The organism is Micromonospora sp. NPDC005173 (genome assembly GCF_040608515.1).
Classification (GTDB): Bacteria; Actinomycetota; Actinomycetes; order Mycobacteriales; family Micromonosporaceae; genus Micromonospora.
Genome location: NZ_JBEXIK010000004.1, coordinates 235669 through 247003 on the forward strand (window position 1 = coordinate 235669; position 11335 = coordinate 247003).

The following is an 11335-nucleotide window of genomic DNA, read 5'->3' on the forward strand; positions in this document are numbered from 1 at the left end:
GACAGAGACGTATGACGGCGGACAACATTACCGAAAACGGTCAGCACGCGATTGACCGGAGCCGGCTGGAGACCTGTCTCAGCGTCTTCGAAGCGTTGGAGGCCCTGCCTCCCGATCACCCCGACGTGGTGCGGGTACAGCGGGCCACCGCGAAGCTCTACAAGGTGATCAAGCAGCGGCGACGCGAGGAGCGGCGCGACGCCATCGCGGCAGCCGACCGCGCCGTGACGGCGGCCACCGCCACCGGTGCCCCCGGCCGGATCGACGACGAGACCCAGGGCATCCCGCTCGCCTCTCCCACCGCGAGTGCCACGGCCGGGCTCCTGCACAATCCGCGCGGCTGCTACGTCTGCAAGCAGCGATACCGCGAGGTGGACGCCTTCTATCACCAGCTCTGCCCTTCCTGCGCCGCGCTCAACCGCGAGCGCCGGGACGCCCGCACCGACCTGACCGGCCGGCGGGCGCTGCTCACCGGCGGCCGGGCGAAGATCGGCATGTACATCGCGCTGCGGCTGCTGCGTGACGGCGCGCACACCACGGTGACCACGCGGTTCCCGCACGACGCGGTCCGCCGGTTCGCCGCGATGCCCGACAGCGCGGACTGGCTGCACCGCCTGCGGATCGTCGGGATCGACCTGCGCGACCCCGCCCAGGTGATCGCCCTCGCCGATTCGGTCAGCAGCCAGGGTCCACTCGACATCCTGATCAACAATGCGGCGCAGACCGTCCGCCGCTCGCCCGGGGCGTACGCGCAGCTCGTCGCCGCGGAGGCCGCGGCCCTGCCGGACGGCCCGCTGCCGGAGCTGATCACGTTCGCCAAGCCGGGAAGCCAGGGCGCGCCGACGGGCAGCCTGACCGCCGGGCCGCAGTCGACCGCGCTCACCCCGCACGCGCTCACCGCACTGGCGTTGACCAGCGGCTCCGCCTCGCCGGAGCGGATCGCGGCGTCCACGGCCATCGACGCCGGCGGTCTCGTGCCGGACCTCGACTCGGTCAACAGCTGGGTGCAGCGGGTGCACGAGGTGGACCCGGTAGAGCTGCTCGAAGTGCAGCTGTGCAACGTGACGGCGCCGTTCATGCTGGTCAGCCGGCTACGGCCGGCGATGGCCGCAGCGAAGGCCCGCCGCAAGTACGTGGTGAACGTGTCGGCGATGGAGGGGCAGTTCGGCCGCGGGTACAAGGGGCCGGGGCATCCGCACACCAACATGGCCAAGGCCGCGCTGAACATGCTGACCCGGACCAGCGCCCAGGAGATGCTGACCGACGGCATCCTGATGACCAGCGTCGACACCGGCTGGATCACCGATGAACGACCCCACCCGACGAAGATGCGGCTGGCGGACGAGGGCTTCCACGCCCCGCTGGACCTGGTCGACGGAGCCGCCCGGGTGTACGACCCGATCGTCCGCGGCGAACAGGGCGAAGACCTCTACGGCTGCTTCCTGAAGGACTACGCGCCCTGCGCCTGGTGATCGGCGCTTCCACCCGCCACGGCGCGTCCAGCGGGTTTGCGACAATCACCAGGTACGCCCACGCGGCCCTACCCACACCCGGGCGGCCGCCACTCGATGAGGAGAAGGTACGCATGCCATCTGACCGTGACGCGTGGCCGACGTTGGACGAGCTGCAGCGTGAGGAGATCGAGCTGGAGCTGCCGGGCCTGTCGGAGACCGACGCGTACGAGTTGGGCATGCTGGCCGTCGCCGCCGCGAGCGAGCAGCGGCTCCCGGTCGCGGTGGGTGTGTGGCGGGCCGGGCGTCAGCTCTTCCACTGCGGCCTGCCTGGTTCGACCCTGGACAACGACGCGTGGCTGCGCCGCAAGGGACGCGTGGTGATGCGGTTCGAGCACTCGTCGCTGTACATGGCCCGGCTGTGCCAGGACAAGCAGACGACGCTGACGGAGAAGTACGGCCTGCCGGCGTCCCGGTACGCGGCCGCCGGAGGTGCGGTGCCGCTGCGCGTTCGCGGCACCGGCGTGGTGGGCTGGGTGGGTGTCTCCGGTCTTCCGCAACTGGACGACCACCGCTTCGTCGTCGACATCCTTCGCAAGCTCCCGCGATAACGGTCCGATCAGCGCGCTCGCCGGTTGGCGCGCAGGGCGCCCAGAATCACGCCGGGTGACGCCAGCGAACGCGGATGTTCCCGCAACGAGACGACCTCGTTGAACCGCCGCGCGATCGTCACGTCGGTGACCGTCGCCGCGATGATCTGCCTGCTGGCCCAACTCGAGACCCGGTAGCCACGTGGGTAGGGCCCGTCGACGTGGGGCAGCGCCAGGTCGGCGGAGGTCGACAACGACCAGGCCGCGTCGACCACGATCTTCTGCAGGGCGAGGTACTGGCGCGCGGGCACGCTCAGGTCCGGGTTCGTCCTCAGGTATTTCGACAAACAGGCCGCGTGCAGGGCCGCCGCCGTCATCCCCTGCCCGTACACCGGGTTGAACGACGCGACGGCGTCGCCAACGCCGACGAGCCGGGCCGGGAACCGCTTCACCGCATGAAAGTCCCGTCGCCGGCTGTCGGCATGGCGGTAGGTCTGGACGTCGCCGAGCATCTCGTTTCCGGCGACCTCGCCGAACTCCGGCGGGAACTGGTCCCGCAGCCGGCGCACGAAGTCCTCGGCGGTGCGCCCCGGGCGGCTGTCCCCGTACCCGACCATCATGGCCATCCACCGGTCATCCTCGATGGCGAAGAATGCCGCGCCGGCGACATCCGACGACATCTCCGGGCTGTGCACTGCCAGGACGACCGCCGCATCGGGGTTCGCCTCGTGGCGGCGAAACAGGGCGGTCGCGTAGTTCAGGTGCACGGTCATCCGCCGCGTGACGGGCCGCTCCCAGCCGGCCTGCCCCAGCCACTCGGAGAGCCTGCTCGAACGCCCCATGGCATCCACCACAAGATCACCGCCCTCGACGCCGGGCACCCCATCGACGTCGTAGCGGACCCCGGTGACCTCGGCACCGTCGAACACCAGACCCGTGGCGCGGGCGGTGACCACCTTGACGGTGGGCAGTCGAAGCACCTGCTCACGGATCAGCCTCTCCAGGAGAGGTCGGCTGCCCGCCAGGCTGTCGGCGTCGTTGGGAACGACAACCTTCAGGCGGCCGTCGAGGTAGTTCCGCCTGGCCGCGGGTGGAGCCTCGATCGCCCCCTGGGCCAGTGCCTGTTCGCGGAATCCCGGAAACAGCTGCTCGAGCTGGAGGAAGCCGCCGGGCAGCAACGCGTGCAGTTGCGTCCCCTGTGGCACGCCGGGCCGCTCGCCGGCCGTCTGTAGGTCGTCGCGGTCGATGATGACCACGCTCTCCGCGTAGTCGGACAACACCCGCGCTGCCAGCATGCCGGCGATACTGCCGCCGACCACGACGGCCTTGTCCAGGATCGGGAGCGCCTGGTCGGGGGGTCGCACGGCGTTCAACGCGGCGAAGACCCGAGCCGGGGAGAGGGACATCGTGCTCTCCAAGGGGTACGAGGTTAGGCGCCCTCTCCCGTGCCTGCCGCGACTGGTGCGCGGAGAGACCGGTGGACGGCCGTTCGGCATGACGCCCGACGATCGTTGCACAGACGCCCATCGCTGGCCCGCCCGGCCGGGCGGCGATGGTAATCCCATCGCACACCCGGCTACGGCGGCTGCACGCGACCCTGTCGGGCGATTGTCGGAGGACTGCACGCGCGGTACGGACCACCGGCCACCACCCTGACACGATACTTGCGCTCCTAGTGCATAAACTTTGTCGACCGAGGTGGAGGATCGATGCACACGTCTCGCCGGAGATTGCTCTCCCTGATGACCGGGCTTGCGCTCGCCGCCGGAATGTCCGTCGTTGGCGTTCCGCACGCCGCCGGGGCTGCCGCCACTTCGTCGTACCGTCCAGTGGTCTTCGTGCACGGCAACGCCGGTGCGGCGTCACAGTTCCAGTCCCAGGCCAAGCGCCTGGCCAGCAACGGCTACCCGCTAGACATCATCGAGGCGCACGAGTACGACTCGCCGAACATCGCCACGATCCTGCCCCAGGTGTACGTGGGGATGGACGCGCGGATCTCCCGGCTGCTGGCGGCGACCGGCGCGGACAAGGTGGACCTGCTCGCGCACTCCCTGGGCACCTTCGTCATGCAGGGCTACCTCAACAGCTCACCGGCGCGTGCCGCCCGCGTCGCGCACTACGTCAACCTGGACGGACGAACCGCGGCGTCACCACCGGGAGGCGTACCCACGCTCGCGATCTGGGGCGAGGGCGACCCGGCGCGGGCCGTCGTGGGCGCGACCAACGTGTACTTCCCGAACCAGTCCCACACGCAGACCGTGTCGTCGCCGGAGTCATTCAGCGAGATCTTCCGGTTCTTCCAGGGTCGCGCTCCCAGGACAACGAGGATCGTGCCCCAACTGTTCGGCACCGCGCAGGTCTCCGGCCGCGCGGCGCTCTTCCCGAGCAACGTCGGCGTCACCGACGCGACGCTTGAGGTCTACCCGGTCAGCTCCCTCACGGGCGGTCGGCTGTCGCACCGGCCCGCGCATCGGGTGCCCCTGAGCGGCGACGGCTCGTTCGGACCGTTCCCGGTGCTCGCCACAGCCCGGTACGAGTTCGCGATCGTGCGCGCTGGCGCGGCGACGCACCACTTCTACTTCCAGCCGTTCCTGCGGTCCGACTCGTTCGTACGCCTGGCGACCAGCCGGCCGGGCGAGGGGCTCGGCGCGCAGGTCGACACCAGCGACCGGCACACGGCGCTGATCATCCAGCGGCAGAAGGAGTGGTGGGGCGACCAGGGTGACGCTGGCGACAACCTATGGATCAACGGTCGGGATGTCCTGAACCCGGCGAACACGCCGCGCGTCAAGCGGACGATCGGCATCTTCGCGTTCGACGACGGCAGCGACGGGGTCACCGACCTGACCGCGCCGCTGCCGGAGTTCTTCAGCCAGACCTTCATCACCGGCATGGACCTGTTCATCCCGGCCACGCCGGCACACCTCGGCATCGTGCGGATCACGGTCGGTCAACGCGGCGGCGGGTTCGACGCGGTCAACGTGCCCAACTGGAAGTCCAGCGAGCATCGCGTGACGGTGAACGTCGACGACTTCTGATCGGCGACACCGATCGGCCGGGCGGAGCGGCGAGTTCGCCTCCACGAGCGCGGGCCCGCCGCGGCCGACAGTGTTCGGCCCTCAGCCGCGGAGGCGTTCCAGCCCGTCCAGGAGCAGGTCGAGCGTGAACTCGAACTCGGTCTGACTGTCGCACCAACCGAGCATGGGGTCGGTGACGTCGTGGATCTCGGATGCCACCATGGCCGTCAGGTGCGGTAGCGCCTCGGCCATGGCGGCCAGGTCCGCCTCCGCGACGTCGGCCTCCAGGCTCCCGCCCGCCGACGCCGGGCTGAAGATCTCCTGCGCGAACCCGAGAGGCAGACTGCCGAACGCGTGCAACGCCCGGTGCGCGAGGAGGTGCGAGAACCCGGCATCGACCAGGGTGCCCACGATCCCGTCGTAGTACGCGTACAGGCCGACGGGGATGGTCCGTCGCGAGCCCAACAGTCCGGGCATCCACGGGTGACGAAGCATGATCTGACGCGCCGCGAGGAACTGCCGGCGCAGCCGCCCTCGCCAGCCTCCATCGCCATCGTTCGTGGAGATACGACCAACAGCGGCAACGATCTCAGCGACCACGGTCTCCACGACGCCGTCGAGGAGGGCCTCCTTGGCGGGCAGGTGATGGTAGAGCGACATGGCCTCGACGCCGAGATCGGCAGCGAGGCGGCGCATCGTCAGCGCCTGAATCCCCTCAGCGTCCGCCAGTGCGACCGCCGCTGCCAGCACGCGCTCACGACTGAGCGGTTGTCGAATTGCCTTCGCTGCCACCTGTCCCCCACCTCTTGCCAGCACCTTACATCGTATGGTTGCCTTACACCGTAAGGTCGGTGGCCGGAGCACGACCACCTCCACGAGCCGATACGGCCCCAAGGAGCCCCAATGCCCGCGCTGATCCGTACCGCCCGCGTGACCGGGCTGCTCTACCTCGCCCTCGCCATCAGCGGCGCACTCGGCTTTCTGCTCATCCGGTCGCGACTCTTCAATGCCGACGACCCCAACGCGACGCTCGCCAATCTGGTTCAGCACGAAACACTCGCGCGCGTCGGCGTCGCCGTCGAACTGCTCATCGTCGTCAGCCAGGCCCTCGCCGCCGCATGGTTCTACCGGCTGTTCCGCACCGCAGACCCACGTGCCGCCGGCGCCATCGCCGCGTTCGGCCTCATCAACGCGGTCGTGGTCCTCGTCAGCGCAGCATTGCTCGCCACGGCGGTCGACATCGCGCTCGACCCCGTGGGGGACGCGGCGGCCACCGTCCAGGTCCTCTACCTGACCAGCGGCAACCTGTGGGGCGTCGGAGGGCTGTTCTTCGGCCTGTGGCTCATCCCCATGGGACGCTGCGTGCTCCGCTCGAACTGGATGCCCCGCCCGCTCGGCTGGATCCTCGTCGGCGGCGGCATCGGATACCTGCTCAGCGCATTCATCGGATACCTCGCCCCTGACGCACAGGGCGTCGCTGACGCTCTGGTCGTACCCGCGACCATCGGCGAATTCTGGATGGTCGGCTACCTGCTGACGCGCGGCGTCCACCGCCGCGCACTCGACCAGGCACCAGCCGACCGGCAACCGGAGGCCGCGCCCCTGACCGCCTGAGTCCCGATGGCCCGACCATGGCCGAGCGCGCTCGCACCATGGGAGAGGGGGCCCTGCCGGTACGGGAGCGTCACACCGCGGCGGGGGGTGACAACGTCATCTTCTGCCAGTTCCGGAACACGAAGCGGTGTACCGACTTCAACCCGACCCAGAGCGCCGGCTCCACCGCGACGCGGCCGAACCCGCGGACCGTCACCGTCGTCGTCCGGGTGACCCGCGTGCCGGCACCGGCAGGCTCCAGCTCGAACAGATCCCCGAGATGGTCGACGAAACGGTGGAAGTAGAGGTCCGTCGACTCCATGTGGAACGCCAACCGACTCGGTGGCTCCCAGAGGGTGATCCGCTGCCGCACCACACCCTGCTCTGAGACGCACTGTCGGGCCGCGCCCACCTCACCGGGACCATCGGGCAGCCGGCACGTCGTCGGCCGGGGCGTACCCAGGTAGAACACCGGGCACCGGGGTTGCAGCTCAAGGCGCGAGTCGCAGAGCGCGGGCCACAACACCTCCGGTGAGTGGGGCATCGTCCAGCGCGTACGCACCATCATGTCGACAACCGTAAGCCCGGCGTCGCCGCCACCCAATCGGTCAGAAGTAGCCCTTCTCGCCGTCGAGCAGCTCCCGGATCGTGTCGGCGTGACCTGCGTGCCGTGCGGTCTCCTCGATCATGTGGATCAGCATCCAGCGCAGGCTGGCGGCCGCGGACCGGAAGTCCGGGTGCCGGCCGACGTCGTCCAGGGAGTGGGCGGCGACGATGTCGTTGGACACCGCGCACTGCCGGTCGTACTCCTCTAGCAGTTGGGCGAGCGGAACGCCGTCGACCCTCATGTCGGCGTCCTCCGGCTCGTCCACGAATTGCGGCCCCTCAGCCGGGCGGCCCAGAAAGAGGACTTCGAACCAGCAATGTTCGGTCCACCGCAGGTGGGAGACGAGACCCGCCATCGTCATCAGGGGCGAGGCCGGTAGGACCGCGCGATGGGCGTCCGTCTCTGACAGTCCTTCGCACTTCCAGCGAATGATCGCGCGCTGCATCTCCAGCCAACCGACCAGCTGGCTTCGCTCGTCGGCGGTGAAGGGTGGGCGTAGGCGGGTAGTAGGCACGGGGGCACGCTACTCATGGCCGCGTTGGTGGGCACGCGATTTCCCGCCGGCCGAGGGGTACGGATCGCCCCATCCAGGACGCGGGACAGCACGGGCTTCGCCTCGCGCTACGCGGGCGCGGTTTCCATCCTGGTGCAACCGCTGGCCGGGCTCTGGCTGAGAGCGATGACCGCGTCGAGCCGGTCCCTGGCCTGCAGGAGTTGGTTGATCTGCTGGTCGATGCGCTCGCGCTCGGCGTTCAGCATGGCGCGGGACTCCGGGGTGTTGACCTTCGCGTCGACGCAGGGCAGGAGGTCCAGGATGGTCCTGCTGGACAGCCCGGATGCGTACAGCATCTGGATCAGGTGAACCCGCTCGATCGCGGTGTCGTCGTAGTGGCGCTGGCCTCCGCTGCTGCGTGCCGGGATCAGGAGGGCCTGCTCCTCGTAGTAGCGCAGGGCCCGTACTGACACGCCGGTCCTGGTGGCGAGTTCGCCAATTCGCACGGCCCCTCCCGCTGGTAGTGACGCCGGCCACACGGCTTGCATCTCACGTCTACGTCAGGTTTTAGCGTAGCCCGTGTACCGAACTACCTCGAATCCACCTGGAGGCAATCATGCAGATCGCTGGTTCGATCGCGCTGGTTACCGGCGCCAACCGTGGCATCGGTCGGCACTTCACCCGACAACTCCTGGAGCGCGGCGCGACGAAGGTGTACGCCACGGCCCGCCACCCGGAACGGATCGACGTTCCCGGCGTCGAGAAGCTCCGACTGGACATCACCGACCCACGGTCGGTCGAGGACGCGGCGGCGGCCGCCTCCGATGTGACGCTGCTGATCAACAACGCCGGGATCTCCACCTGGACCAACCTCGTCACCGGCGACCTGAGCAAGATCCGGTCGGAGATGGACACCCACTTCTACGGCGCCCTCAGCATGGTGCGGGCGTTCGCGCCGGTGCTCGCCGGCAACGGCGGCGGCGGGATCCTCAACGTCCTCTCCGCGTTGTCGTGGTTCTCGTACGACGGGACCAACGCCTACGGCGCGGCGAAGGCCGCCGAATGGAGCCTGACCAACGGAATCCGGATCGAACTGGCCGGCCAGGGCACCCTCGTCACCGGACTGCACCTGGGCAGCGCCGACACCGACATGTCGGCCGGCTATGACGGCGACAAGGTCGACCCTGCCGAGGTCGTCCGCGGCGCCCTCGACGGCGTCGAGGCCGGCAAACTCGAAGTCGTCGCCGACGAGTGGAGCGCCAACGTCAAGGCGTCTCTCGCTGCGGACCCCAGCGCCTTCTACACCGTCACCGCCAACTGACGGCACGGCTCACCGCGGTTCAGCGCGCCGCACATCGTGGCCATTCATTGGCAGACGCGCCACTCACCGCGTTCCTTGGCCAGTGGAACGGTTTGCGTGAACCGCCCGCCCGTTTCCTGAACCATCTGAACGGTGACGGCCCCGCTGACCCGGCCGTTGTAGTTGGAGACGGACGCACCGGTGATCTCGTAGCTTCTGATCTTCAGTTGCGCGGACTGGATCCGGGTGTACTCCTCCTGCGACATGCCGTCGCGCACCTTCTCACACAGCCGGCCATAGGCACCCGGGTAGTTGCCGGCCTGCACGTCGTCCAGGTATGCGGCAGTGGCCTCACGAGCTGGGCCGACCGCCTTGCTGACGGTGCGGTAGAGCCAGAAGCCGCCACAGACACCACCGAGACAACACACCACCAGCACCGCGGCAACAACGATCAGAACGGTACGGGTCGTCCGGTTGGGTTTCCGGTCGGGCACAAGCATCGGCTCGTACGTCATGGCCCGGATGGTAGGGACGGCAGGCAAGCCACCACGTCGTCCCTACCCGGGGGCAGGTGGCCGCTCGGTGCCGACACTGTCTGTCGATCGTGACCGCCAAGGGATCGGAGCGTGATGCCACCGGGGCATGCTGCAACCATGCGTAGACAGGCGGGTGCATGGATTCTGATTCCGCTAGTCGGACTCCTGGCGGCCTGCAGTCCGCCCGACGAGCCGGTTGTCGCTTTGGCTGTCCACGATGGCGAGCCGATCGGCGTTCTCGTCACCTGCGACGGTGCTTTCTCTCAGCTCGGCGTGTTCGAGAACGACAACAGGAACGACGCGAGTGCACGACCGCTGATCACGTGGGGCGTAAGCGGCACACCGATGAGCGAGGTTGTGGAGGTTTCCCTGTTCGGCCAGCCGCCGGATGGTTTTGAGGTCGACAAGATCCGCGACATCCCTGCGGAGGAGGCAGGCATGGCCGTCGATGTCGAACCGCTCACCAAACTCGAGCCCGAGGTGAGATACAGCCTCAGCGGGTCAAGTCGCCATGACGGCATATCGGTAGACTTCACTGTCGCGGACTTCGCCCGGATCGGCCGGGACGAGGTGCTGGCACCGAGGGGCCGCGAGACGATGAAGATCATGTCGCGGGAGGCCTTTGTACGCAAGGCCCGAAGCATCTGCAACTGATCCATGCTGCACTGTGGTGACACAGCTGCGCGAGCAGACAACTGGATCCTCCCCCGCCGCCGGGCCGGACGTCCCATGACGTCCGGCCCGGTGTCGTCAGGGCGTTCGATCAACTAGAGCCGGGCGTCGCCGGCTGCGGTGGCCTCCTGCACCGCCACGGTACGGCGGGTCTCCGCCCGCTGATCGCCGGCGTCCTCCCGGTCCGCGACAACCGCGGCTCGGGCCGACCGGTTGGTGGTCGCAGCCGCCTGGTCACCGGTGACGCCGCCGCGGATGCGGTTGTTCGCGGCCACCTGGGCGGCCGGGTTGTTGGACGTCACGGTCAACTGGCCGTTGATGATGTTGTCGTCGACAGTGACACCGCCGGTGGTGCTGGTGATGCTGACGTCCCCGCCCCAGTAGCCGCCCGAAGCGCAGCTGTCGAGGTTGCCGTTCGGGCCGAGTTGCACGCCGCCCAGGTTGCCGGCGAAGGTCGCCCGGCCGCGGACCGCGCTGCCGCACACCACACTGCCGGTGGCGCTGTTCAGCACCGACAGCGTGCCGTCGACGAACGAGTCGTGCACGTCGGTGTAGTAGGTGCCGGTGCTGCTGAGGTTGCGTTCCACCTGCGTGCCGCGGTCGAGCCGGACCTCACCGGCTCCGGCGTTGACGGTCCCGGCGATCGTCGACTCCTCCACGAACAGGAAGCTGTCGATGGTCGTGGTGCCCTTCGGCCGTACGGTCACGTTGCCGGTCCGGGCGTCCTTGAGGAAGGCGCCGTATCCGCCGGCGGCCAGCACCACCTGCCCGTTGATCGTCGTGTCGGTGGCGTCCAGGTAGCCGTTCGCGGCGACGCGTACCTCGCCGCTGACGTTGCCACCGGTGACCACGAGGTTGCCGCCGGCGGCGACGTTGACGTTGCCGGTGATCGTGGTGCCGGTGAGCGCGCAGGACTCGCCGGCCGGCACGTACAGATCGTTGGGCACCGTCACCGCACCGCCGGTGCCGATGCAGTAGGTGACCAGGTCGGCGTGTGCGCTGGGGGCCACCGCCAGCACCGAGGCGGCGACGACGGCGGTCACGGTGGCCAGCTTGGCGACGGTACGTCTGGGCAT

The 11335-nt window shown here is 69.0% G+C and carries 13 protein-coding genes; 6 read left to right on the plus strand and 7 right to left on the minus strand.

What is annotated here, in order from left to right; genetic code table 11:
- Positions 1-11 precede the first annotated feature (11 nt).
- A complete protein-coding gene (locus tag ABZV00_RS08130; RefSeq protein WP_355602926.1) occupies positions 12-1472 on the plus strand; it encodes an SDR family NAD(P)-dependent oxidoreductase in 1461 nt (486 codons plus the stop codon).
- Between the two features lie 113 nt (positions 1473-1585).
- Positions 1586-2062 carry a heme-degrading domain-containing protein gene (locus ABZV00_RS08135; RefSeq protein ID WP_328417730.1) on the plus strand — a complete coding sequence of 159 codons (477 nt, stop codon included), beginning with the start codon at positions 1586-1588 and terminating at the stop codon, positions 2060-2062.
- A gap of 8 nt (positions 2063-2070) precedes the next feature.
- On the opposite strand, the gene ABZV00_RS08140 is transcribed toward ABZV00_RS08135, so the two are convergent.
- Positions 2071-3447, minus strand: a complete 1377-nt coding sequence (locus ABZV00_RS08140) for an FAD-dependent monooxygenase (protein WP_355602929.1) — start codon at positions 3445-3447, stop codon at positions 2071-2073.
- A gap of 303 nt (positions 3448-3750) precedes the next feature.
- Between ABZV00_RS08140 and ABZV00_RS08145 the strand changes: the two genes are divergently transcribed.
- Positions 3751-5079 (plus strand): alpha/beta hydrolase, encoded by a 1329-nt coding sequence (locus tag ABZV00_RS08145; protein ID WP_355602931.1) that lies wholly within the window; start codon positions 3751-3753, stop codon positions 5077-5079.
- 81 nt (positions 5080-5160) lie between these two features.
- On the opposite strand, the gene ABZV00_RS08150 is transcribed toward ABZV00_RS08145, so the two are convergent.
- Positions 5161-5850 carry a TetR/AcrR family transcriptional regulator gene (locus tag ABZV00_RS08150; RefSeq protein WP_355603127.1) on the minus strand — a complete coding sequence of 230 codons (690 nt, stop codon included), beginning with the start codon at positions 5848-5850 and terminating at the stop codon, positions 5161-5163.
- 111 nt (positions 5851-5961) lie between these two features.
- Here ABZV00_RS08150 and ABZV00_RS08155 point away from each other — a divergent pair, with 111 nt between their 5' ends.
- Entirely contained in the window at positions 5962-6672 is a 711-nt protein-coding gene (locus tag ABZV00_RS08155) for a DUF4386 domain-containing protein (protein WP_355602933.1), read from the plus strand.
- 70 nt (positions 6673-6742) lie between these two features.
- Here ABZV00_RS08155 and ABZV00_RS08160 read toward each other — a convergent pair whose 3' ends face one another.
- The 3 genes from ABZV00_RS08160 to ABZV00_RS08170 form a co-directional block, all read right to left on the minus strand.
- Positions 6743-7219 carry an SRPBCC family protein gene (locus ABZV00_RS08160; protein WP_328417738.1) on the minus strand — a complete coding sequence of 159 codons (477 nt, stop codon included), beginning with the start codon at positions 7217-7219 and terminating at the stop codon, positions 6743-6745.
- Positions 7220-7259: 40 nt separating this feature from the next.
- A complete protein-coding gene (locus ABZV00_RS08165) occupies positions 7260-7772 on the minus strand; it encodes a DinB family protein (protein ID WP_328417740.1) in 513 nt (170 codons plus the stop codon).
- A gap of 107 nt (positions 7773-7879) precedes the next feature.
- Complete coding sequence (locus tag ABZV00_RS08170; protein WP_355602936.1) at positions 7880-8257, minus strand: MerR family transcriptional regulator; 378 nt, start codon at positions 8255-8257, stop codon at positions 7880-7882.
- A 110-nt stretch (positions 8258-8367) separates the two neighbouring features.
- On the opposite strand from ABZV00_RS08170, the gene ABZV00_RS08175 reads away from it, so the two are divergent.
- On the plus strand, positions 8368-9072 hold the full coding sequence (locus tag ABZV00_RS08175) for an SDR family oxidoreductase (RefSeq protein ID WP_355602938.1): 705 nt from the start codon (positions 8368-8370) through the stop codon (positions 9070-9072).
- 44 nt (positions 9073-9116) lie between these two features.
- On the opposite strand, the gene ABZV00_RS08180 is transcribed toward ABZV00_RS08175, so the two are convergent.
- On the minus strand, positions 9117-9566 hold the full coding sequence (locus ABZV00_RS08180) for a hypothetical protein (RefSeq protein WP_355602940.1): 450 nt from the start codon (positions 9564-9566) through the stop codon (positions 9117-9119).
- A gap of 138 nt (positions 9567-9704) precedes the next feature.
- Between ABZV00_RS08180 and ABZV00_RS08185 the strand changes: the two genes are divergently transcribed.
- Positions 9705-10241, plus strand: coding sequence for a hypothetical protein (locus ABZV00_RS08185; RefSeq protein ID WP_355602942.1), 537 nt, complete (start codon positions 9705-9707; stop codon positions 10239-10241).
- A gap of 113 nt (positions 10242-10354) precedes the next feature.
- Here the strand turns inward: ABZV00_RS08185 and ABZV00_RS08190 are convergent, their stop codons facing one another.
- A complete protein-coding gene (locus ABZV00_RS08190) occupies positions 10355-11335 on the minus strand; it encodes a hypothetical protein (protein ID WP_355602944.1) in 981 nt (326 codons plus the stop codon).